The sequence below is a fragment of the Pararobbsia alpina genome (assembly GCF_965118125.1).
Classification (GTDB): domain Bacteria; phylum Pseudomonadota; class Gammaproteobacteria; order Burkholderiales; family Burkholderiaceae; genus Pararobbsia; species Pararobbsia alpina_A.
The window spans coordinates 590952-612790 of sequence record NZ_OZ221287.1 but is presented as its reverse complement, the minus strand read 5'-3'; the positions used below and the strand labels follow the sequence as shown (position 1 = coordinate 612790).

Here is a 21839-nt window from a genome sequence, read left to right as displayed (position 1 = left end):
TGCGGTCGATAGAATGCCCGTCTCAAGCGTACGCTTTGCCGGAACCCGATGAAAACTTTCCTGCTCTACTTTGCGACGGCGATCGCCGAGATCGCCGGCTGCTACTTTCCTTACCGTTGGCTTCGCGAGGACGGCAGTGCGTGGCTGCTCGTTCCCGGTGCCCTCTCGCTTGCGCTGTTCGCGTGGCTGCTGACACTGCACGCCAGCGCCGCGGGACGCATTTACGCCGCGTACGGTGGTGTCTATATCGGCGTCGCGATTCTCTGGCTCTGGACCATCGACCGCGTGCGCCCGACAGCCTGGGACCTCTGCGGCGCCGCTGTCGCGATGCTCGGCATGTGCATCATCGCGTTTCAGCCGCGCGTAGCGTGATCAAGACCGGCGGTACGAGCCAGCGGTGCGAGCCGGCAGTGCGACCCTCCGGTCCGACCCGCGGTCCAGGTTCGTCATGCGCTGCCATGATAGCCAAGCCACTGCGCACGCCACCGTGTCAAATCGTTCGAGTGTTGTGTTTGAAGTAACAAACCATTAGCGGGATCGACATTTATCCGGGCCGATGCCCACGCCTACTATCCGCAGACCGTATGAATTCGGATACAAGGTGATGCAATGAATACGAAGTCGAATATGAAGTCACTGGCCGGCGCCGCCCTTATCGGCTTGGGCCTGGCCTGCGCCGCACTCTCCGCGTCCGCGCACGCCGATACGATCAACCCCGTCGACACGCGCAACCTGTGCGCGCCGACACAGCCCGCCTCGACGGGCCCGCTTACCCGCGCGCAGGTCGTGGCGGCAATGCAAGCGGAAAAAGCCAATGGCTGCTGGGAGCTGTCACAGTTCCACTATCCTGCGCCGTACGACCAGCCCCTGCGCGCGCACGTCCTTGCGATGCAACAAGCCGCGGCACGCAACACGTCGGCGCAATAAGCAAGCGGATCGTGCCTCAAGTCGTGCGAGGCAACACTGCTCGCCCTCTTCGAGGCTGCGCCGCCCCACTCCGCGGGTCCGCAGCTCGCTATTTCTTCTGCTGGCAGACGACCTGTTCGACCAACGCCGGCTCCGATTCGGGCTGGATCGCCACGAAGCTCGCGTCGGCGGCGTCGTCGGCGTACACGATGTCACCGCTTGATGCGATGAAATCCGTATGAATGATTTTCGCCTCGTGCCGCTTGCAATCGAACACGATGCGCGCGACCGTCGTCGTAAATTCAAGTCCGCCCGCGGACTGGGGTGATTTGTAGGCCGTTTTCACGAACGCACGGCGCGTCCCGTCCGGGTATATCTCTGCCGCCGTGCGTTTCATCAGCAGCGTCTCGGTATTGCTCTGGGCGATCGGAATCCAGTCCTCGAGCGGCTGCGCACGCACCGAGGCGGTCACCGCCGCCAGGGACAAGGCGGCGCAGAGCACCGGCAACAACGTCTTTCTCATGGCACTCCTCTAAAGCGAACCGCAAGTCTAGCCGAGTCTGCGCGACAGGTCCGTCTGCGACGGCTGAAGGGTCTGTGGACCGTAACTGAGCGTAAGAACGTCGTGACAAAACCGCCGGCCCCCGCCGCTAGAATCGCTGCGACACCCCAAGGCTGGCTACGGACCCGCGCGACGCCGATGCGAACACCCACACTCCTGATTCTGATTGTTGCCATGAGCGGCGCCACATCGCTCTGTTTCGCGCAAGCAAGCCAACCCGTGGAAAGCAGCGTGTTCACGCACCGTGCCGCCGTCGACGACGGCCCCGAAAGCGGCGCCATCAACGACAACTGGAAATTCATCACCAGTCCGCCAGCGAAGCCGGTCGCGGCCAGTGCGCCGCCCGCCGGCGACAGCCCGCGGCATGGCCGAGGCGGCGGGCGCGGCTCCGGTGGTCGCGGGATGCGAGGCACAAGCAGCGCCTCGAGCGACGGATCGAACGGGGCGACCACGGGGGCGAACAATGGGACGAACGCCGGGGCGAACAACGGGACGAACGCCGGACCGAGCCCTGGCCCGAACGGCATGCCGGGGAATCCGCCTCCCGATGCGCCGAACGGCCCTCCTCCGGGCGCAACTGGCGGCCCAGGCGCGGCGCCGCCGTTCGCCGCATCAGGTTCCGCGGGCGGTGGCGCGCAATAGCGACGACGCCTCCCCATCGGCGCTGTGCCGCGATTCCGCCGGCCCCGCAGACAGCGGCCAGATTCACCCCCTGACCCAGGGCCCTGTATCCGGCCCGATCCGCAGTCTGGCGCGTCGCCCGATGCCACTTGCCACCGTTGTTCGCTTCCCCGTTGATGCCCAAATAGCGTGACTGTTGCACGGCAACGATCCCTGCATTGCCAGCGCCCCTGCCTTTGTTGCATGCTCGCTCCACACGGTGTGGCTGTCACGCCGTCAAGGAGCCCCGCCCATGCCCGCTCATGCACGTCGCCCGGCCCGCTATCTGCGCGAACGTACCGGTGACGAAGCGCACGTCACGAATATCGAGCTGTTCTTCGACCTCGTCTACGCGTTCGCGGTGACGCAGCTCTCGCACAAGCTTGCGGGCGATCTCTCGGCAGTGGGCACGGTACAAACGATCGTGCTCTGGTTCGCAGTCTGGCTGGGCTGGCAATACACGTGCTGGGTCACCAACTGGTTCGACCCGGAGCGCCTTCCGGTTCGCGTGCTGATCCTTGTGATCATGCTGATCGGCACGATCATGTCGGCGAGCCTTCCCCTCGCGTTCGGCGAACGCGGGCTCACGTTTGCGATCTGCTACGTCGTCATCCAGGTCGGACGCAGTCTTGTGGCCATCGCATTTCTCGGGAGCGGGCACGATCTGAGTCAGAACTTCAAACGCATCGCGACGTGGCTATCGATCTCGGGCGTGCTCTGGATCGCGGGCGGCTGCGTCGACGGTCCGGGCCGTCTTGCGTTCTGGCTTGCGGCCGTGGCGTGCGAATACGTGTCGCCGATGTTCGGCTTCGCACTGCCCGTGCTCGGGCGATCGCGCTCGAGCGACTGGCAAAGCGCCGAGGGCGGACATATAGCGGAACGCTGCCAGGCCTTCGTGATCATCGTGCTCGGCGAGTCGCTCCTATCGACGGGCAGCACGCTGAGTAGCGCCGAGCGATGGACCGCTCCGGGCATCATTGCGTTTCTCGTGTGCTTTCTCGGCACCGTCGCGCTCTGGTGGATCTATTTCGACACGGGTAGCCGCGCAGGCTCGGAGCGGATTGCGCGTGCCGAGCGGCCCGGGCAGATGGCCGCGTACTTTCACTACGTGCACGCCGTGCTGGTGGCCGGCGTAATCGGCATCGCGGCAGGGGACGATCTGGTGATCGAACACCCCGACGAACGCATCCGCGCGGCGACGGCTCTGCTACTGGTCGTTGCGCCGGCGATCTATGTATTCGGCAATGCGATTTACAAGCGAATCATTTATGGCGTGTTTCCGTTGTCGCACTGGATCGGCCTGGGTCTGTTACTCGTGCTGTTTCCATTCGCATTCGAAACGGACGTGCTGATGGTCGACGGCTTGACGACAGTCATCCTGATTGTCGTCGCCGCATGGGAGAGCGTTTCGCGTCGGCGCAGTGAAGCACTTCGATAAGCACTCCGAGAAGCAACTTGCCCGGCACACGTTCGTGTCCGCATGCTATTCTTGCCGCGCTTAAGACACGACCTATGAAGACCTCTCGCGCCCATCGACGACTCACCGCCTGGCTTGGCATCATTGCCATGTGGCTGGCTGTCGTCATGCCGGTCATGAGCCAGGCCCTCGTGCATAGCGAGCAAACGAACGACGCGCTCGCCGCACTCTGTACGGTCGATTCATCGTCGGCCCAGGGGCATTCGACGGTAGCCGGGCACATGGATGCGTGCGGCTACTGCAATATGCTCGCGCATCATCCCGCCGTTGCCGCCACACCGGTCGTCGTCACGACCACGTCGTGGGTTGCACATACGCACGCTGTTGCGCTGTCGGCCGGTACGCTACCCAACGCCACCTTCCCATCGGGCCGCCCTCGCGACCCACCCGCGGCTTCCTGATCGTTTCCGACTGACGCCCGTGTCACGCGCGATGTATTCGCGCGTGACAGCCGTTCGCCCATTCGATACACAGGGAATCGCTCATGCCTCGCTTTGCCTCGCAAAGCCGGCAGGTGTACGCACGCGCCCACGCGAAGCGCACCTCGGCTTTATTCGCTCGCCTGACCTGCACGCAGTGCAGCGGCAGGGTCTCCGAACGACCACCCCGCCGCTCGACCATTGCCATGCTCATCGCAAGTGTCCCGCTCGCACTGACGTGCAACGGTGCTCGCGCCGAGGAAGGCACCGTCGCGCTGCCGACCGTCACCGTGGTGGCGCCCAAGCTTGTGGCCGCGTCGCCGCTCGACCCCGAACTTCCTGCGAGCACCGAGTCCGTCACGCGCGATCAATTCGAGAACTGGAACGTCGTCAATACCGAAGACGTGCTCAAGTACATGCCCGGCCTCGCAGTTCGAAAACGCTTTGTCGGCGATCTCAATTCGATCATTGCTGTGCGAGGCACCAGCAATTCGCAAAGCGCGCACGGCGTTGTCTATGCGGATGGCCTGCTGCTCAGCAACTTCCTTGGCAACAGTTTTTCGTTCCCGCCGCGGTGGTCCCTCGTGTTTCCCGAAGAGATTGCGCGAGCCGATGTGATTTACGGCCCGTATTCCGCGCTGTATCCGGGCAATTCCATTGGCGCGACCGTCGAACTCACGACACGCATGCCCGATCATTTCGAGGCCGATGCGGATGTGCAGGCGTTCACGCAACACTTCGATTTGTTCGGTATCAATCGCAACTTTGGCGGCGCGCAGACGAGCGCGACAGTCGGCGACCGCATCGGAAAATTTTCGTATTTCATCGGCGCCAACCACCTCGAAAACACAAGCCAGCCGCTCCAGTTCGCCACGCTCGCAAAGTCGACCACGCCCGCGCAACCGGGCGACACCCCGGTGACCGGCGCGCAGTTCTACAACGATCAGAACAACAAGCCGACGGCCGTATTCGGCGTCAACGGCGAAGGCATCGAGCGCACGATCCAGGACGAACTCAAGTTGAAGTTGCGCTACGCGTTCACGCCCACACTCGACGGCGACTTCACGCTCGGCTATTGGCACCAGACCTACAACAGCCAGACGTCGACGTTCCTGCGCGATGCGAACGGCAATCCCGTATACGCGGGTTCACTCAATATCGACGGCTATCACTACACGCTGCCGGCGTCGGCGCTTGCGCCGAGCCTCGGCCAGAACGAGAACTGGCTCTACGGCCTGGCGCTGCGCACGCACAACGCATTCGGCTGGAACGGCGAAGCGATCGCGTCGTACTACGACGTGACTAACAGCGTCGCACGGCTCGCCAATTCGGGCGTGCCGGGTAGTAATGCAGGCACGATCACGTATGGCGACGGTACGGGCTGGAAGACGCTCGATCTCAAGGCGAGCTATACGCCTGAAACGCGTTCCCCCGGGCTCGGCTTCGACGCGCACGTCGTCACGTTCGGCTATCACTACGACAATTATTTCGTCGACAACGAGACGTTCAACACGACGAACTGGCAGGACGGCGGCCCATCGGGCTTTGCCAACGCGTTCAAGGGCAAGACGCAGACGCAAGCCGTCTATGCGCAAGACGCGTGGCAATTCGCTCCGCGCTGGCACGCCGTGTACGGACTCCGTTACGAATGGTGGCAGGCCTATGACGGCTCGCGGGCGCTGGGCGCGACATCGGCGCCCTATCCGGATTCCAGCGAACACCATCCATCCCCGAAAGTCTCGCTGTCGTTCGATGCGACTGACGATCTCATCCTGCGCGCGTCGTGGGGCCGTGCATATCGGTTCCCGACGGTCGGCGAACTCTTCCAGGGGCAAATCAACGGTTCGTCGATCATCAACAACAACCCCAATCTGAAGCCCGAGAACGATCAATCGAAGGAACTCACGGCCGAGTGGAGTCACTGGAACGGCCTCTTCCGACTGTCGCTGTTCGAAGACGATGTGCGCAACACGATCTTCAGCCAGACCGATACGACGGTGATTCCGAATGTCACGAGCTTCCAGAATATCGGGCGCGTACGTTCGCGCGGCGTCGAGCTCGGGTATTCAGGAGAGGACGTGGCGATTCGCGGACTCGACCTGATCGCCAACGTGGCCTATACGCAGTCGAAGATCCTTGAGAACGCACAGAACCCGGCGTCGGTCGGCAAATACTTTTATCGCATCCCGCTCTGGCGCGTGAATCTCGAGACCACGTATCACTTCACCGAAAAGCTCGCGGCATCGGCCGGGGTGCGGTACTCCGGCCGCCAATACAACACGCTGACGAACACGGACACGAATCCCGATGTGTTCGGCGGCACGAGCAACTACACCGTCGCGGATCTCAAGGTCATGTTCCATCCGAACAAACGCAGCGAGCTGTCCGTCGGCGTCGACAACCTGTTCGACGAGCGCTACTTCGTCTATCACCCGTATCCGGGGCGCACGTTCTTCGTCGAAGCGAAGATCGGCATTTAAAGGGGAAAACACGTCATGAACACACGCCTGAAATGGAAAGCGATCGCAGCGTATTGCGCGGCCTCGATGATGATCGGCCTTCCTGCAGCGACCGCACATGCGCATGCGGTCAGCACGTCCGATGGGTCCAGCGCCACGCATGCTGAAACGGCTGAATCTGCCGGCACGTCCAGCACGTCCACCACATCTGGCACATCCGGTATGCCCGGTATGCCCGGTATGTCCGGTATGGGCGATATGCACGGCTCCACGCATCACGGCGTGTCGGGTACCGCCAGCGCGGCATTCGATGCGAACGGGCGGCTCTGGGTACTGACCTCGCACGACAATTTTCTCTGGCTTCAATACTCCGACGACCTCGGCAACACGCTGAGCACCGAGCGACGCGTCAACGAGGTCAGCGAGAAGCTCTATGCCGATGGCGACAATCGCCCGAAGGTGCTGCCCGGGAAGGACGGCCATCTGTACATCACGTACACCCAGGTCATCGGCACATCCTGGGCCGGCAATATCCGGCTCATCGAATCGCACGACAATGGCCGCACGTTTTCGGCACCCGTCACGGTCAACGACAATCTCGATCCGATCAGCCATCGCTTCGACGCGTCGATCGTCGCACCGGACGGCTCGCTCTGGATAGCATGGCTCGACAAACGCGACCAGGCCAAGGCGACGTCAAGCGGCGGAACGTACGACGGCGCGGCGCTCTACTACATGCGCTACGGCTCGAACGAGACGCGCGCAATCGCCGACAGCAAGGTCATGGATAACGCTTGCGAGTGCTGCCGGGTCGCCATCGCTGTCGATACCGACGGCACACCCGTCGTCTTCTGGCGTCAGATCTATGGCGACAACATTCGCGAGCACGCGATTGCCCGACTCGACGGTCACGCGACCGCCATTCGCGCGACACAGGACAACTGGCATATCGAGGCATGCCCGCATCACGGACCGTCGTTGTCGATTTCGGACAATGGGATCTACCACATGGTCTGGTACACGGGTGCTCCGGGCACCGAAGGCTTGTACTACCGCAACACGGCCGATCGCGGCCGCTCGTTCTCGAAGCCCATGCATTTCGGCGACAACGCGGCTCAAGCCGGGCACCCCTACGTCGCAGCAAGCGGACACTACGTGGTGATTGTGTGGAAAGAGTTCGCCGACAACGCCAGCCGCATCCGCATTCTCGAATCCGACGACGATGGCAAGGACTGGTCCTCACCCGAAACGATCGCTTCGACGAAGGGCGGGTCCGACTTTCCGCTGCTGCTTTCGCATGACGGCACGATCTTTCTATCGTGGCTCACCCAGGATGAGGGATATCGGCTGATGTCGACGCGGAAACCCACGAAATCGCTGCAAGCCGGGGCATCCCGATGAAGCGAGAACGTCGAGGCGCGCACGTGATGCGCGTAGTGTTCGTTGCGTTGCTGTCGATGTGCGCGCGTATCGACGGCGCCCATGCAGGGTCACTTAAGCCGCTCACCGTCGACACGCTTCCCGCGCTCGCGTCGAGCCCTGACCACGCGCCGGTGCTGGTCGCGTTTTGGTCGCTCGACTGCATGTACTGCAAGGAAGATATGGCCGTGCTCGATGCGTTTGCGCGCAAGCACCGCGATGTGCGGCTCGAGATCGTGTCGACCGACAACGTCGACGACACCGAGCCGGTGGAGGCCGCGCTCAAATCGTACGGCGTCGATCGCTATGACAACTGGATCTTCGCAGACGCGATTCCAGAACGGATTCGCGGCACATTCGATCCTGCATGGCACGGCGAGCTGCCGAGGACTTACTTCTATGTCGCCGGCGCTCGCCAGCAGGCCGTCAGTGGCCGGGTCAGCGAGGCCACGCTGGAAGGGTGGTACGCAAACGCGGCGCGCGCGCAAAAGTGAGTGAGTCAGGTGCCACGGCCTCTACCGGGCACCGCACTGTCCGGCGTCATATTTCCGCTGGGCCTCCTGAAGATCCGTCGGATAGTACGGATCCCACGCCTTCGGCGTGTAACCGCACGCCTCGAGGTTGGCAAGATCCCGCTGATTCTGCTGCCACACCGGATCGTTGGTCGCACAACCCGCGATGGCCAACGCGGCAGTCGCCACCGTCATTGCACCGATGCGCTTCGTCGCGTTCTTCAATAAGGTTAAGTTCATCCCTGACCTCCACATCACAGTCGGCTGAACAATGCTGGAACGCCTCGCCCCGACCGCATCTCGTCCGCCGTATTCAATCCACTGTCCGTCCGACAGACTTCTCATTGCCCATCCATACATTGTAGGCGTGGCAGCCTTTTCGCGCTTTTTTGTAGGGCACCATCGGCGCGCTCTGTAGGACAAAGCGCCATCTCAATTCAGGCAAGCCGGATTCCAACAGAGGCCCGTCACACGGGGCGCCGCGCTGACTAGAATCGTTTCCGTCGTCCTTTTGCAGACGCAAAAAGATCGCAACGCTTCCGGGCCGCGACGTGCCCGCATCTGACTATCCGGAGTTGAGATGGACACGAACACACTTTGCCTGCTGCAACAGCAACTGCGTCATTCCAAATGGAAGTATTCGAAGTTCAGCCGCGAGAACGTTTTGCCTGCGAGGTCGAGATGGAAGCGCTTTTCCTCTACGCGGTAGGCCTGGTCCGAACTCATGCAGCGTGGATAGGCGTCAACGTCGTCTACCCGCTCGTCCTGCCTACGCTGGGCTCTTGCCTGCTGGTTATGTTTAAAGCCGTATCCCATCGTCATCTCGCGACGATCGTACTGGACACGATCCGATTCGGTCAGCTGAGCTGGCTGGCCATCGCGTGGAGTGCAAGTGCTATTTTTGACGGTTGGCAGCGCTTGTCGGAGGCACCACGGAGTACTTCGTGGATGGGTTGGTGCATCGTTGCCGGGTTCTTTATTTCGGCAGTCGGTACGTTTACCGCGGTGGCTTGTTCCGAAACCGTGCGGCCCTACACGAGGCACCGGCTCAGTCTGGCCGTTTCAGTGTTTGTCGCGATGCTCGCCGCTGCAACAATGATCTACACGCACGATCAAATGACTCGTTGAGGACTCAATGAAATCGCAACCTATTCGTGGCATCAGGAACTGGACCAGCAGGGAGTTCGATCGATTCTTTGGCGTGTACTTTCTCTCCGTGCTCCCGTTCTTCTTTTTCAGCTTCTACATGATGGTCATCTCAGCGCCAAGGTAGTCACTGCAGATATTCGGATGGACCAGACGGGCTTCGGGAGAGCAAAACGATGAACACTGAAACAGCAGAGAGGCAGGAAGACCCCTGTCCGCCGTGGGGTTGGGAGCACACCCGCATGTTAATCATCTGGGTAACCGCAACGATTGCCTTCTGCGGCTCAGGCGGCTACATCGCGGTGCTGGTCGCGACGCATATTTACGGATACGGGCCTTGATCGATGTACGGACGCCGACAACGCAGCCCGCGCTCCCGAGTCTGATGTTTCAAATAGCGGCTTCTCTCAAGGCGGCCGCGCGCTGATCTGCGCGCGCAGCACGCTGAACACCTTGCGCCTTACGCGGCGCTGCGCATCCTCCCTTCGACGATCTCCGCGATCACGGATTCGCCAATACCGGGTCCGACACTCATGCCGACGCCGGTATGCATCCAGACGCCCGTCACCCCGCGCGACGCTTTGAGCACGCTGAATGGGCGATTCACATTCGCCGCACGCGATCCATAGACACCTTGCCAGCGCTGCATGATCTGCAAGGGTTCGTCGAAGAGTCGCTCGGCCAGTCTGAGCAAATGCTGGTCAACCTGCTCCTCGTTGAATGGCATCGGGTCGGGGTTGTAGTCATGTGAATCACCGATGATCACACTTCCATCGGGGGCCGGACTCGCGAGCAAATGGATGCCTTCATCGAGGAGGGCGGGATCGGTCGCGAGCACCTCCTCGTGCAATGCCTGTGCGGACGACAGGTCAGAGAACGCGCCGTAGTGCAGGCAACTCAGGCCGGTCAGCAACGCATGACGCACGGCGATGTCGCGCGTCGGCTTCACACGCAGCATCTGGAGTCGGCACACGCGTGGCCCCAGCGGAGCCAGCGCATCCGACAGCAAGGTCAGGTAGTCGTGCCCCGAGCACACGACGATATGCGCGGCATGCCATTCACCGGTGGTCGTTTCGAGATAACCGTCAGCGACGTTCTTGACTAGCGTGTCGAACACAAACTCGACACCGAGATGGGTGCGCAGGTACTCGATGATCGCGGGCAGGGCCTCGCGCGAGAACACCTGCATGTCTTCCCGACCGTGCAAGGCGGCCTTGTGATGCGCAAACCGGCCGTCGTAGAGCGCGGCAACCTGGGACTGATCGAGCCGCTCGACGTCGTAGCCTTGCTGGCTCGCGCGCGTCGCAACGAACTCGTCGATGACAGCGACCTCGGCATCGGTTCGCGCAAACAGCAGACACCCGGCTTCTCGTGCGAAGAACCCTGCATGCTCTGCCCAGTGCTTCCAGATGCCGCGCGATGTCTTCGCGAGCGTCAGCATTTCGCCCGGCGGCTGGCCGGTCACCAGCACCTGGCCGAAATTGCGGATCGACGCGCCGGTCGGTGTGCCGGTTCGTTCGAATACGGTGACGCGCAAGCCGCGCGAAGCGGCGGCATAGGCATGCGACAAACCGAGGATGCCCGCCCCCACGATGGCCACGTCGGTCTCGCCGACACGCTTGACTGCATTCAATCTGATGCTCCTTGCAAAATCACCACACGCCTGCGCGGCCTGCGTGCCGTATAAAATGGCGGCGTTCGTCACCCAACCGCCCCCAGCCCGCCGCGCACATGCTTGCGAAACAGAGACAGCAACGGATCCTCGAACAACTCGGCCGTGACGGCGCCTTATCGGTCGCCGACCTCGTACGCGAACTCGACGTGTCGCGCGAAACCATCCGTCGCGACCTCAACGCGCTCGCCGAACGCGGCCTGCTCGTCACGACCCATGGCGGCGCACTCACCGTCGATCGAAACGAACCCGACGTCGATACACGCGAGGCGTCGAATGCCGCGGCCAAACGCGCGATCGGCCGACGCACGTCCGAGCTGATCCCCGATGGCGCTTCGCTTGTGATCGACTCCGGCAGTACGACGCTCGCGGTAGCCCGCGAATTGCTCGAGCGTCGCGGCCTGACGATCTACACGAACGACTGGCGCATCGCGCTGCTGCTCGGGCGACGCAACGACAATCGCGTCACGCTGCTCGGCGGCGAGTTGTCGGGCCACGAGGACGCGACCTTCGGCCTCGACACCATCAATCAGCTGCGCCAGTACCGCGCCGATATCGCCCTGGTCGGCGCCGGCGGCATCTCGCTCGACGGCAACCTGACCGACTATTCGCGCATGGCCGCCGAGGTGCGTGCCTGCATGCTCGTGGCCGCGCAAACGGCCATCGTGGTCGCCGATCACTCCAAGTTTGGTCACGTGACACCCGTGCGCGTCGCCAACTTCGAAACCGCGCGATATCTCGTCACCGAACTTGCCCCCGACAAGGCGTTGCGCAAAGCGCTCGCCGCGCTCGGACCGGAACTGCTGATCGCCTGACCCAACGCCTCGATCACCGATCAACGATCACTGGTCGCCGCGGAGCGAGGTGTCTCTCCCGGCGCTCAGCGCCTGCTTTGAGCCCCTCATCCGCAGCGCGTAACCGCATCGACGATCGCGCGTTCACTCGCTCGACGCGTCGACAGGCGTCGCGCTCACCTTCCGCCCCCTTCATACGTCCTCGCCACACCGTGGAATTTCGGCGAGCCACACTCGACAAACACGCCTTGCCGGGCGGTTCAACACGCCCTGTCTTCCGGTTCGGAGGTACTTTTTTGAACACTTGCTCGTTCAACGCCTGTGTAGTTTAGTGGCAAAATGTGTCAGTTGTTGGAAATTTTTTGCGTCGTCATCGCTACGTCACACGAAGCGGTGAAGCTGGCGGCTGTCTGATTCTGTCTCGCATCCGAGACACCGGCACTGATGCCGGGCAGGACACGGGCATCGGGAGTGAAGTTAAATTTGTCGACAATCCCGCAACGCCCGTACAAGACTCGCGGCCGCCACACGGCCGCTCACCGGATCTGTGTGTCGGCACCGCCGACCGCTGGAAGTCCGCACTACGGAGAAACTGAGCAATGACGAAGATCACTGAACCGCGCGCATCCCGCCTGATCGCCCGCACCCTGATGTCCGCCGCTGCTGTCCTCGCCACGTTCGGCGTGACGTCGCAGGCTTTCGCCGCTGGCGAAGTGGTGCTCTACACGGCCGACGGCCTCGAAAACCTCTACAAAGACGTGCTGCCCGCTTTCGAAAAGAAAGAGGGCGTGAAGGTCGCAATCGTGACGGCCGGCAGCGGTGAAGTCGTGAACCGCGCGACGGTCGAGAAGGACTCGCCGAAGGCCGATGTGCTCGTCACGCTGCCGCCGTTCATCCAGCAAGCCGCGCAGACCGGTCTGCTGCAGTCGTACCAGAGCGTGAACTACAAGAACGTGCCGGCGATCTCGAAGTCGACCGACGGCACGTGGGCGACGTTCGTGAACAACTATTTCTCGTTCGCGATCAACCCGGACAAGGTCAAGCAGGATCCGAAGACGTTCGACGATCTGCTGAATCCGGCGTATGCAGGCAAAGTCGCCTATTCGAACCCGGCAACGGCCGGCGACGGCATGGCCGTCATCATCCTGACGAGTTCGCTGATGGGTGAAGACAAGGCGTTCGACTACCTGAAGAAGCTCGAGCAGAGCGTCAAGTTCCACACGAAGGGCACGGGCTACCTCGACGTGCTGCTGTCGCGCGACGAACTGTCGGTGGCCAACGGCGACCTGCAGATGGATCTCGACGACGCCGCGAATGGCGGTCTGTCGCTCAAGCCGGTGTTCCTCTCGGTCAAGCCCGGCGACAAGCCGACGACGTTCCAGCTGCCCTACGCGATCGGCCTGATCAAGGGTGCGCCGAACGCCAGCGAAGGTCAGAAGCTGATCGACTACCTGATGTCGACCGACGTGCAGTCGAAGGTGCCGGATATCTATGGCATCCCCGCTCGCACCGACGTGCCGCTGACGGGCAAGAACGGCGAGGCGGTCAAGCAGGCGATCACGGGCGTCAACCTGATCCCCGTCGACTGGAACGCCGTGATGTCGAAGAAGGCTGACTGGGTCACGCGCTGGAAGAGCACGGTGATCGCCGATTCGGGCAAGCAGCTCGAAGTCGTCAAGCCGAAGCAGTAAGGCAGTTGCCGGGGCACGATCGCGCATTGGCGTGATCCGTGCCCTTGTGCTCGAAGCAGTTAACCCGCGCGGAGACGGACGCACGACCCCGTCTCCGTGCGAGCGCGACGCAAGCGTGACGCATCCCCGGCCAAAGCGGCCGACCCGCGTTCACCGCGCTGTGCCGCCGCATGCAGCCCGTATCAATACGTAGTCCGATTTCACATGCAGGAGACGAACCGGTGAACTTCGCAAGCAGCTCTGCCGCTCTGGACGCCGCCGCCGAACCCACAATTCCGCTCGACGGCGCACACGTCGCCGCCGGTGAGGCCGGTGTGCAGATCGATCGATTGACCGTGCGATTCGGCGAACGCGCCGTGCTCGACGATCTGTCGCTGACCCTTCAACGCGGTGAGTTGCTGACGGTGCTCGGCCGCAGCGGTTGCGGCAAGACCACGTTGCTGCGCTTTATCGCCGGCTTCGTCGAAGCCGATCACGTCACCGGTCGCCTGACCGTGGCGGGCCGTGACCTGACTGACGCTCCGCCTCACCAGCGCAACCTCGGCCTCCTGTTCCAGAGTTATGCGCTGTTTCCTCACCTTTCCGTCTTCGACAACGTCGCATTCGGCCTGCGCGCACGTCGCATCAAAAGCGGCGAAATCGCGCGGCGGGTCGCCGATGCACTCAAGCTCGTGCAACTCGGTGACGCCGGCCACCTGATGCCCGCCCAGTTGTCGGGCGGCATGCAGCAGCGCGTCGCGCTCGCGCGTGCGCTCGTCATCGAGCCCGATGTGCTGTTGCTCGATGAGCCGCTGTCCGCGCTCGACGCCAATCTGCGCGCGTCGGTGCGCTCGGAGCTCAAGTCGCTGCACGAACGGCTGCCCGATCTGACGATCGTCTGCGTCACCCACGATCAGGACGACGCACTCGTGCTGTCGGACCGCACGCTCCTGATGCGTGACGGCCGCATCGCGCAGCTCGGCACCCCGCAGGAACTGTATGAAAACCCGGCGGACGGATTCGTGGCGCGCTACCTCGGCGCGGCCAATCTGCTCGCACCGTCGCTCGTCTTCCCGATCGGCGATCCGCGTCACGCCGAACGTGAAAAGCTTGCATGCCTGCGCCCCGAGCAATTGAAGATCGACACGCTCGGTGCCGGTCCGTTACACGGCGTCATCAACGCGGTCGACTGGTATGGCGCCACGTTGTCGGTCGCCGTCGAACTCGACGCGCTGCCGGGCCTGCCCGTGCTGGTTTCGATGCAGCACGGCTCCGGTCGCCAGCCGGCTCGCGGCGATCGTATTTCGCTTCGCTATGAGGTCGACGATGTCGTACTCGTCCGTCCCTGAGTCCCGCGCGCTGAACGCCGCGTCCGCAGACGTCGCCGGCGCAGGTGCAGGCGGCGTCGCTGCGCAGGTCGGTACCGCTGCGCCGGATGTGCTGAATCCGCACGTGCCCCTTCAGACAGTGCTGCGCCGGCGCCGTGAGCGCGCGGCGTGGTGGCAGATGCTGTTCCTGCTCGTGGTCGTTCTGGGCCCGATGATCGTCTATCCGCTGTTTCGACTGCTGACACTCAGCATCACGGGCGAGCACGGCCTGAGCTTTGCGCCGTATCAGCGCTTCTTCGGCAACAGCGATACGGGGGGCGTGATTCGCACCACGCTGGGTATTCTCGTCACGAGCGCCGGACTTGCGTCGCTGCTCGGCGTAGCGATTGCAGCGTTGCTGCACTTCAAACCGTTCGCCGGCGCGAAGCTCCTCACGCGGTTTCTTGAACTGTTCGTCGCGTTCCCGTCGTTCCTCGTCGCGTTCACGCTGATCTTCCTGTACGGCACGCAGGGCTCGGTCAGCATCGCGCTTCAACAATGGCTGCACCTCGACAGTCCACCGCTCGATTTCCTGTTCGGAACCTGGGGTGTCGTGCTCGCCGAAGTCGTGTTCTTTGCACCGTTCGTCGTGCGCCCGACACTCGCGTCGTTCGCGCTGCTCGATATGCGCATCATCGAAGCCGCGCGCAGCCTCGGCGCGAATGGCTGGATGGTGGCGATGCGCGTCGTCTTGCCGCTGGCATGGCCCGGCATTGCGGCCGGCACGATCCTCTGCTTCCTGCTCACGCTCAATGAGTTCGGGATCCTGCTCGTGTTGGGCAGCGCCAGGCTCGTCACGCTGCCCGTCGCGATTTTCAGCGCCGCGACGGTCGACCTCGATCTCAATGCAGCCGCTGCAGGCGCGGTGCTGATGCTCGTGCTCTCGCTGTCTCTTTACATGCTTTATCGCCAGGTCAACCAACGCCATGTCCAACGCACAACCCGCTAGCGTCTCCTTGCCGCTCGTGGCGCCGAGGCGGCATCTTCTGCGCAAGACACTGTCGGCAATCGGCGTCACCGTGGCCGCACTAATCTGTTTCTGGCTGTTCGTGCTGCCGGTGATCGTCGTTGCGCTGTCCAGCGTCGCGGCGCACTGGTCGGGGACGATCTTCCCCACGGGCTTCAGCCTGCGATGGTTTGAACGCCTTGGCGGCAGCGACCTCGACGCGCTGACGATGAGCATCGTGATCGGATTTACCGTCGCCGCACTCGGCACGGCGCTCGGCGTGTGGCTCGCGCTCGCGCTCGAAGGCCGCGACCGCAAGGGTCTGGGTGCACTCGTGGACACCGTCGCCATGCTGCCGAACGGCGTGCCGAGTGTCGTGCTCGGCCTCGCCGTGCTGATTGCGTATCACAAGCGACCGGTCGACCTGTCGAGTTCGTCGGCCATCGTGATTCTGGTTCAGCTCGCGCTGGTGTTGCCGTTCTGCTATCGGTGCGCGGCCGCGGCGCTGCGGCCGGAACTGACGGTGCTCCGCGAAGCCGCGGCGAGCCTCGGCGCCCCCCCTTCGATGGTGCTGCGCTCGGTGGTCCTGCCGCAGCTCGTTCCGGCGCTGCGCGCAAGCCTCGCACTGGGCTTCGCGCTGTCGCTCGGCGAACTGGGCGCGACGCTCACCGTCTATCCGCCGGGTTTCGCGACCGTGCCAATCGTGGTGGTCGGGCAGGTTGAGCGCGGCTATTACCTACCCGCCTCGGCGTTGTCGCTGATCATGCTGATCGCCTCGCTCGCGGCGCTCTCGCTGATCGCCGTGAAGATGCCGCGCCGACGCGGCGCCTGAGATCCAACAACGGCGCGCGCCGGGGCTGACGCCGCATCAGGCCTGCCTCGCCGACGCGCCCTTTCCACCGGGCAATCAGCCATCCGTGCGCCGCACGTGATCCGTGCCGCTCGGCCTTAAATGTGGCAATTCGTGCTTTTATGTTGCATAATGAGGCGAAATGAACAACAACGCTGAGTCGACGCTGAACGCGACGAACGACGGCCACCCGAAGCACGACGGGGCTGGCGGCGATCAGGCACTGAACACGCGCGTGCGTGACGCCCTGCTCGACGCGATCCAGTCAGGAGAACTGACGCCGGGTGCCAAGCTGGTCGAGGTCGAGTGGGCAAACCGCCTCGGCGTATCGCGGGCCCCGGTGCGCGAAGCGTTCCGCGCACTCGAGCAAGCGGGCCTCCTCGAGATGTATCGCAACCGGGGCGTCTTTGTACGGACGGTGTCGGAGCACGAGGCCGACGAACTTCGCGCCGTGCGCGCGCTGCTCGAAAGCCACGCATGCCGGCTGCTGGCCGAAAGGCTCGACGCGGGGAACGCCGCGGAGCTGCATCGGCTTGTTGATGCAATGTCGGATGCGCTGACGCTCGACGATCGGGAGCGATACGCGCAGCTCAATCGCGCATTCCACGACCTTATCGTCGCGTCGGCCGGGAATCGCAAGCTTCACGGGATCTATCGCGACATGATCGATCAGCTTCATTTGTCGACGCGGGCGGGGACGGACGAGGCCCCGGTCGATGCGATGCGCGGCGTGCTTGCCGAACATCGCGCGCTCGTGACGGCGCTCGCGTCGCGCGACGCCGACGCAGCGGCGCAGATCATGCATCGCCATATCGTCACGCAGGCGCACCCTGCACAGAGCTTTAACTGAACACCGCATCGCAGCACATGAGGACTCGAGCATGACCGCACGCCACCCCACTTCCGAAATCGCCGTGAACGGCCGTTCCTACCGGATGCCCGTCACGCCCACCGTCATCGTGTGTGTCGACGGCTGCGAGTATGACTACCTTGAAGCAGCGGTCGCAGCAGGCGTTGCACCGTTTATCGGCAAGATGCTGGCAAGCGGCACCGCGCTCAAGGGCGACTGCGTGATCCCGTCGTTTACGAACCCGAACAATCTGTCGATCGTGTGCGGCGTGCCGCCGTCGATCCACGGCATCTGCGGCAACTACTTCTGGGACCCGGCCGCGAACGACGGCAAGGGCGCCGAAGTCATGATGAACGACCCCGCGTATCTGCGCGCAGGCACCATCCTCGCCGCAGCCGCGCAGGCCGGCGCCAAGGTTGCCGTCGTCACGGCCAAGGACAAGCTCCGTCGGCTGCTCGGCTGGCAGCTCGAAGGCATCTGCTTCTCGGCTGAAAAAGCCGACAAGGCGACGCTCGCCGAGAACGGCATCGATCAGGTTCTTGATCTCGTCGGCATGCCCGTCCCGGACGTCTACAGCGCCGAGCTGTCCGAGTTCGTGTTCGCCGCGGGTGTCCGTCTGCTCGAGACGCGACCGATCGACCTGATGTATCTGTCGACGACCGACTACGTGCAGCACAAATGCGCGCCCGGTAGCGACGGCGCCAATGCCTTCTACGCGATGATGGATCGCTATCTTGCCCGCCTCGATGCACTCGGCGCGCATATCGGGCTGACCGCCGATCACGGCATGAACGCCAAACACGATCCTGCTTCGGGTCAGCCTAACGTCGTGTATCTGCAGGACGTCCTCGACGCCGGGTTCGGCCGCGATGCAACGCGCGTGATCTTGCCGATCACCGACCCCTACGTCGTGCATCACGGCGCGCTGGGTTCGTTCGCGACCGTCTATGTCGGCGAAGGCGTCGATGCCCGGGCGGTCGCATCCCGTATCGCCGCGCTGCCCGGTGTGCCGCTCGTGCTCGATAACGCCGCTGCCGCGCAACGCTTCGAGCTGCCCGCCGATCGCATCGGCGACCTCGTCGTGGTGTCCGATACGCATGTCGTGCTCGGAACGCGTGAGGCCGAGCACGACCTGTCCGGACTGACGGTGCCGCTGCGCTCGCATGGCGGCGTATCCGAGCAGACCGTTCCGCTGCTGTTCAATCGCGTCGCGGCCCTTTCCGCGGACCGCGCGCGACTGCGCAATTTCGATGTCATCGATATCGCGCTCAATCACCTGGTGACTGCATGATGGCTACGGTAATGCACGAACACGCCGCATTTCGCGCGGCATCGATGCTGATCGGCGGCCGGCGCGAGCAACGCTCGCGCACGCTCGACGTTCTCGATCCGTTTTCAGGGCAGCGCGTGGGTACCGTGCCGATGGCGAGCGTCGACGACGTGCGCCGCGCGATCGAAACCGCCTACGCTTATCGCGCGCATCTCACGCGCTTCGAGCGCGCGCAGATCCTCGAGCGCGCCGCAGCCTTGCTGCGTGATCGCACCGAAGAGGCTTCCGACCTCATCACGCGCGAGTCGGGTCTGTCCAAGAAGGACTCGCGCTACGAGATCGGTCGTGTCGCGGATGTCTTTCAGTTCGCCGCCAAAGAGGCGCTGCGCGATGACGGCCAGACGTTTTCGTGCGACCTGACCCCGCACGGCAAGGCGCGCCGCGTGTTCACACAGTGCGAGCCGCTTGACGGCGTGATCGTCGCGATCACGCCGTTCAATCACCCGATGAACCAGGTCGCGCACAAGGTCGCCCCGGCCATCGCGACCAACAATCGGGTCGTTCTCAAACCATCGGAAAAGGTGCCGCTTTCCGCGTACTACCTGGCCGAATTGCTCTACGAAGCCGGCTTGCCCGAGCCAATGCTTCAGGTGGTGACAGGTGACCCTGCCGAAATCGCCGACGAACTCGTCACGCACCCCCGGGTGCAACTGGTGACCTTTACGGGCGGCGTTGCGATCGGCAAATCGATTGCGGCGCGTGCCGGCTATCGGCGCGTCGTGCTCGAACTCGGCGGCAACGATCCGCTGATCGTGCTCGAAGACGCGGATCTGGACCGCGCCGCGTCGCTCGCGGTTCAGGGTTCGTATCGCAACTCGGGCCAGCGCTGCACGGCGGTCAAGCGGATGCTGGTTCAACGCTCGATTGCGCCGGCCTTCACCGAGCGCGTGGTGGCCCTGACCGAGCGCTGGGCCTACGGCGATCCGTTCGATGAAAACAACGAAATGGGCACGGTGATCGACGCGCACGCCGCCATGCTGTTCGAGACGCGCGTGAACGAAGCCATCGCGCAAGGTGCGCGGCTGCTCGCAGGCAATCGCCGGGACGGCTCGCTTTATGCTCCGACAGTGTTGGACCGGGTCGATCCCGCGATGACCGTCGTCCGCGAAGAGACCTTCGGGCCCGTCTCGCCGATCATGACTTTCGATACGGTCGACGATGCCATCCGGATCAGCAACGGCACCGCTTACGGTTTGTCGTCGGGGCTGTGCACGGATCGGCTCGACCTGATCCGTCGTTTTGTCGATGAACTCCAGGTCGGCAGCGTCAATGTTTGGGAAGTCCCGGGCTATCGAATTGAATTGTCACCATTTGGTGGTATCAAGGATTCCGGGCTCGGGTACAAGGAAGGCGTGCAGGAAGCGATGAAGAGTTTTACCAACCTGAAGACGTTTTCCTTGCCCTGGGGTTAACCGCATCCAACCAGGCACTTTGGGAAACACAGCATGGCTTTGAGTATCGAGGACATCCGCCAGCTTTACGCATCGCACGGCGGCATTGCCTATAGCGGAGAACCCGTCACGCAGCTTGAACATGCGTTGCAATCGGGGATGCTCGCTGAGCAGGCGGGCGCGAGCGAGGAGCTCGTCGTCGCGGCGTTCCTGCACGACCTCGGGCACCTGCTCAATCTTCAGGGCGACTCGCCGACCGTTCAGGGTATCGACGACCAGCATCAGTACTTCGCACTGCCCTTTCTGCGCCGTGTGCTGCCGGAAGCGGTGCTTGAACCGATCCGCCTGCATGTCGACGCCAAGCGCTGCCTGTGCGCGATCGATCCGGAGTATTTCGGCAAGCTGTCAGCGGACTCCGTGCGCAGCCTGAAGCTTCAGGGTGGGGTTTTCAGTCAGGAGGAGGCCCAGGCCTTCCTGGCCAAGCCTTACGCGCAGGACGCATTGCAGCTGCGCCGCTGGGACGACCGCGCCAAGGTCGAGGGTCTGGAGACCCCCGATCTCACGCACTATGTAGCGCTCGTCGCCGAGGTCGCCGCGCGGCACGCGGAACCCAGAACGGTTTGACGGGGTGGCCGCCGGATTGCCGGGCCGCCCGATGACCCACCACCGTTGACGGACCGCCCGGTCGCAGACTGCCGCTTATTCTGCGCTTTCGATCTGCGAGAACGTGTACAGGCCCTTGAGCTCGACGTTGATTGCAGCGAGGTTTTCCTTGCCGCCGGTCTCGCGGTCGATCACGCAGAGCGTCAGATCGACCGGTACGCCATCCTTGCGCAGCTTCTCGACCGCATCCGTGATCGCGCCGCCGCTCGACACGACGTCTTCGATCAACACGATCTTCTTGCCCTTGAGCTCCGCGCCTTCGGCATACTGGCACGTGCCGTATTCCTTGGCTTCCTTGCGGATAAACGCCGCCGGCAGGCCCGTGACCTGGCTCAGCATCGTCACGATCGGGATACCCCCCATTTCGAGGCCGCCCAGCACTTCCGTGCCGGCCGGGATCAACGGCGCCATCGCTTCGGCGATCGCCTTGAGCAGCACGGGGTCCGATTCGAAACGGTATTTGTCGAAGTACACATTGCTCCGCTTACCTGAGCGAAGCAGGAAGTCGCCCGTCAGCTTGGAGACTTCGCGGATACGTTTCGGAATATTCATGGCGACCTTTCTGTTCTGTTGCGATATGACTGCATTTTGTGCGGGCACGAATTTACCATGGACACGTCCGGGTCTTCCGGATACGCGACACTCGGTACGTTGCTGAAGCGGTGGCGCCCGGAGGCCGGACTGCCCTGGCGTCGCACCGGCTGCTTATCGACCCGCACGAGATGTCGACGTTCCCCGACGTTCCC

22 protein-coding genes are annotated in these 21839 nt (G+C 63.2%); 18 read left to right on the top strand and 4 right to left on the bottom strand.

The genetic code is table 11. From position 1 onward, the window contains the following. Positions 1-48 precede the first annotated feature (48 nt). A complete protein-coding gene (locus ACMFWR_RS02495) occupies positions 49-372 on the top strand; it encodes a YnfA family protein (RefSeq protein ID WP_413193470.1) in 324 nt (107 codons plus the stop codon). Positions 373-609: 237 nt separating this feature from the next. Beyond that, positions 610-927, top strand: coding sequence for a DUF4148 domain-containing protein (locus ACMFWR_RS02490; protein ID WP_413193469.1), 318 nt, complete (start codon positions 610-612; stop codon positions 925-927). A gap of 88 nt (positions 928-1015) precedes the next feature. Here ACMFWR_RS02490 and ACMFWR_RS02485 read toward each other — a convergent pair whose 3' ends face one another. Next, positions 1016-1429 carry a surface-adhesin E family protein gene (locus ACMFWR_RS02485; protein ID WP_413193468.1) on the bottom strand — a complete coding sequence of 138 codons (414 nt, stop codon included), beginning with the start codon at positions 1427-1429 and terminating at the stop codon, positions 1016-1018. 177 nt (positions 1430-1606) lie between these two features. Between ACMFWR_RS02485 and ACMFWR_RS02480 the strand changes: the two genes are divergently transcribed. The 6 genes from ACMFWR_RS02480 to ACMFWR_RS02455 all read left to right on the top strand — a co-directional run bounded on the left by ACMFWR_RS02480 (position 1607) and on the right by ACMFWR_RS02455 (position 8396). Beyond that, the gene (locus ACMFWR_RS02480; RefSeq protein ID WP_413193467.1) at positions 1607-2110 is read left to right on the top strand and encodes a hypothetical protein; all 504 of its coding nucleotides are present in this window, start codon (positions 1607-1609) and stop codon (positions 2108-2110) included. A 271-nt stretch (positions 2111-2381) separates the two neighbouring features. Beyond that, positions 2382-3566, top strand: coding sequence for a low temperature requirement protein A (locus ACMFWR_RS02475; protein ID WP_413193466.1), 1185 nt, complete (start codon positions 2382-2384; stop codon positions 3564-3566). A 74-nt stretch (positions 3567-3640) separates the two neighbouring features. Continuing rightward, positions 3641-4006, top strand: a complete 366-nt coding sequence (locus ACMFWR_RS02470; protein WP_413193465.1) for a DUF2946 domain-containing protein — start codon at positions 3641-3643, stop codon at positions 4004-4006. A gap of 224 nt (positions 4007-4230) precedes the next feature. Next, entirely contained in the window at positions 4231-6504 is a 2274-nt protein-coding gene (locus tag ACMFWR_RS02465; RefSeq protein WP_413193464.1) for a TonB-dependent receptor, read from the top strand. A 15-nt stretch (positions 6505-6519) separates the two neighbouring features. Beyond that, positions 6520-7884, top strand: coding sequence for an exo-alpha-sialidase (locus ACMFWR_RS02460; RefSeq protein WP_413193463.1), 1365 nt, complete (start codon positions 6520-6522; stop codon positions 7882-7884). Then, complete coding sequence (locus ACMFWR_RS02455; RefSeq protein WP_413193462.1) at positions 7881-8396, top strand: TlpA disulfide reductase family protein; 516 nt, start codon at positions 7881-7883, stop codon at positions 8394-8396. Before ACMFWR_RS02460 ends, ACMFWR_RS02455 begins: the two co-directional genes overlap by 4 nt. 21 nt (positions 8397-8417) lie before the next feature. On the opposite strand, the gene ACMFWR_RS02450 is transcribed toward ACMFWR_RS02455, so the two are convergent. Further along, positions 8418-8654, bottom strand: coding sequence for a hypothetical protein (locus tag ACMFWR_RS02450; RefSeq protein ID WP_413193461.1), 237 nt, complete (start codon positions 8652-8654; stop codon positions 8418-8420). Positions 8655-9044: 390 nt separating this feature from the next. On the opposite strand from ACMFWR_RS02450, the gene ACMFWR_RS02445 reads away from it, so the two are divergent. Further along, positions 9045-9542, top strand: a complete 498-nt coding sequence (locus ACMFWR_RS02445; RefSeq protein ID WP_413193460.1) for a hypothetical protein — start codon at positions 9045-9047, stop codon at positions 9540-9542. Positions 9543-10020: 478 nt separating this feature from the next. Here the strand turns inward: ACMFWR_RS02445 and ACMFWR_RS02440 are convergent, their stop codons facing one another. Beyond that, positions 10021-11193, bottom strand: a complete 1173-nt coding sequence (locus ACMFWR_RS02440; RefSeq protein ID WP_413193459.1) for a TIGR03364 family FAD-dependent oxidoreductase — start codon at positions 11191-11193, stop codon at positions 10021-10023. A gap of 98 nt (positions 11194-11291) precedes the next feature. Here ACMFWR_RS02440 and ACMFWR_RS02435 point away from each other — a divergent pair, with 98 nt between their 5' ends. The 9 genes from ACMFWR_RS02435 to ACMFWR_RS02395 all read left to right on the top strand — a co-directional run bounded on the left by ACMFWR_RS02435 (position 11292) and on the right by ACMFWR_RS02395 (position 21054). Beyond that, the gene (locus ACMFWR_RS02435; RefSeq protein ID WP_413193458.1) at positions 11292-12047 is read left to right on the top strand and encodes a DeoR/GlpR family DNA-binding transcription regulator; all 756 of its coding nucleotides are present in this window, start codon (positions 11292-11294) and stop codon (positions 12045-12047) included. Between the two features lie 578 nt (positions 12048-12625). After that, on the top strand, positions 12626-13717 hold the full coding sequence (gene phnS, locus ACMFWR_RS02430; RefSeq protein ID WP_413193457.1) for a 2-aminoethylphosphonate ABC transporter substrate-binding protein: 1092 nt from the start codon (positions 12626-12628) through the stop codon (positions 13715-13717). A 221-nt stretch (positions 13718-13938) separates the two neighbouring features. After that, on the top strand, positions 13939-15045 hold the full coding sequence (locus tag ACMFWR_RS02425) for an ATP-binding cassette domain-containing protein (protein WP_413193456.1): 1107 nt from the start codon (positions 13939-13941) through the stop codon (positions 15043-15045). Beyond that, on the top strand, positions 15023-16012 hold the full coding sequence (locus ACMFWR_RS02420) for a 2-aminoethylphosphonate ABC transporter permease subunit (protein ID WP_413193455.1): 990 nt from the start codon (positions 15023-15025) through the stop codon (positions 16010-16012). The genes ACMFWR_RS02425 and ACMFWR_RS02420 overlap by 23 nt, the downstream gene beginning before the upstream one ends. Next, on the top strand, positions 15990-16841 hold the full coding sequence (gene phnV, locus ACMFWR_RS02415; protein WP_413193454.1) for a 2-aminoethylphosphonate ABC transport system, membrane component PhnV: 852 nt from the start codon (positions 15990-15992) through the stop codon (positions 16839-16841). Before ACMFWR_RS02420 ends, phnV begins: the two co-directional genes overlap by 23 nt. Positions 16842-17001: 160 nt before the next feature. Continuing rightward, entirely contained in the window at positions 17002-17709 is a 708-nt protein-coding gene (locus ACMFWR_RS02410) for an FCD domain-containing protein (protein WP_413193453.1), read from the top strand. A gap of 31 nt (positions 17710-17740) precedes the next feature. After that, positions 17741-19000: a phosphonoacetate hydrolase gene (phnA, locus tag ACMFWR_RS02405; RefSeq protein WP_413193452.1), complete on the top strand. Its 1260-nt coding sequence runs from the start codon at positions 17741-17743 to the stop codon at positions 18998-19000. Then, positions 19000-20451 (top strand): phosphonoacetaldehyde dehydrogenase, encoded by a 1452-nt coding sequence (gene phnY / locus ACMFWR_RS02400; RefSeq protein WP_413194745.1) that lies wholly within the window; start codon positions 19000-19002, stop codon positions 20449-20451. Before phnA ends, phnY begins: the two co-directional genes overlap by 1 nt. A 33-nt stretch (positions 20452-20484) precedes the next feature. Further along, positions 20485-21054: a phosphonate degradation HD-domain oxygenase gene (locus tag ACMFWR_RS02395; protein ID WP_413193451.1), complete on the top strand. Its 570-nt coding sequence runs from the start codon at positions 20485-20487 to the stop codon at positions 21052-21054. 75 nt (positions 21055-21129) lie between these two features. Here ACMFWR_RS02395 and pyrE read toward each other — a convergent pair whose 3' ends face one another. Further along, positions 21130-21645, bottom strand: a complete 516-nt coding sequence (gene pyrE / locus ACMFWR_RS02390) for an orotate phosphoribosyltransferase (RefSeq protein WP_413193450.1) — start codon at positions 21643-21645, stop codon at positions 21130-21132. Positions 21646-21839: the final 194 nt, after the last annotated feature.

Excerpts from the sequence above, each read along its gene's own strand:
- ACMFWR_RS02495 (WP_413193470.1), top strand. The coding sequence starts at position 49 with ATGAAAACTTTCCTGCTCTACTTTGCGACGGCGATCGCCGAGATCGCC.
- ACMFWR_RS02490 (WP_413193469.1), top strand. The coding sequence starts at position 610 with ATGAATACGAAGTCGAATATGAAGTCACTGGCCGGCGCCGCCCTTATC.
- ACMFWR_RS02485 (WP_413193468.1), bottom strand. The coding sequence starts at position 1,429 with ATGAGAAAGACGTTGTTGCCGGTGCTCTGCGCCGCCTTGTCCCTGGCG.
- ACMFWR_RS02480 (WP_413193467.1), top strand. The coding sequence starts at position 1,607 with ATGCGAACACCCACACTCCTGATTCTGATTGTTGCCATGAGCGGCGCC.
- ACMFWR_RS02475 (WP_413193466.1), top strand. The coding sequence starts at position 2,382 with ATGCCCGCTCATGCACGTCGCCCGGCCCGCTATCTGCGCGAACGTACC.
- ACMFWR_RS02470 (WP_413193465.1), top strand. The coding sequence starts at position 3,641 with ATGAAGACCTCTCGCGCCCATCGACGACTCACCGCCTGGCTTGGCATC.
- ACMFWR_RS02465 (WP_413193464.1), top strand. The coding sequence starts at position 4,231 with ATGCTCATCGCAAGTGTCCCGCTCGCACTGACGTGCAACGGTGCTCGC.
- ACMFWR_RS02460 (WP_413193463.1), top strand. The coding sequence starts at position 6,520 with ATGAACACACGCCTGAAATGGAAAGCGATCGCAGCGTATTGCGCGGCC.
- ACMFWR_RS02455 (WP_413193462.1), top strand. The coding sequence starts at position 7,881 with ATGAAGCGAGAACGTCGAGGCGCGCACGTGATGCGCGTAGTGTTCGTT.
- ACMFWR_RS02450 (WP_413193461.1), bottom strand. The coding sequence starts at position 8,654 with ATGAACTTAACCTTATTGAAGAACGCGACGAAGCGCATCGGTGCAATG.
- ACMFWR_RS02445 (WP_413193460.1), top strand. The coding sequence starts at position 9,045 with ATGGAAGTATTCGAAGTTCAGCCGCGAGAACGTTTTGCCTGCGAGGTC.
- ACMFWR_RS02435 (WP_413193458.1), top strand. The coding sequence starts at position 11,292 with ATGCTTGCGAAACAGAGACAGCAACGGATCCTCGAACAACTCGGCCGT.
- phnS (WP_413193457.1), top strand. The coding sequence starts at position 12,626 with ATGACGAAGATCACTGAACCGCGCGCATCCCGCCTGATCGCCCGCACC.
- ACMFWR_RS02420 (WP_413193455.1), top strand. The coding sequence starts at position 15,023 with ATGTCGTACTCGTCCGTCCCTGAGTCCCGCGCGCTGAACGCCGCGTCC.
- phnV (WP_413193454.1), top strand. The coding sequence starts at position 15,990 with ATGTCCAACGCACAACCCGCTAGCGTCTCCTTGCCGCTCGTGGCGCCG.
- ACMFWR_RS02410 (WP_413193453.1), top strand. The coding sequence starts at position 17,002 with ATGAACAACAACGCTGAGTCGACGCTGAACGCGACGAACGACGGCCAC.
- phnA (WP_413193452.1), top strand. The coding sequence starts at position 17,741 with ATGACCGCACGCCACCCCACTTCCGAAATCGCCGTGAACGGCCGTTCC.
- phnY (WP_413194745.1), top strand. The coding sequence starts at position 19,000 with ATGGCTACGGTAATGCACGAACACGCCGCATTTCGCGCGGCATCGATG.
- ACMFWR_RS02395 (WP_413193451.1), top strand. The coding sequence starts at position 20,485 with ATGGCTTTGAGTATCGAGGACATCCGCCAGCTTTACGCATCGCACGGC.
- pyrE (WP_413193450.1), bottom strand. The coding sequence starts at position 21,645 with ATGAATATTCCGAAACGTATCCGCGAAGTCTCCAAGCTGACGGGCGAC.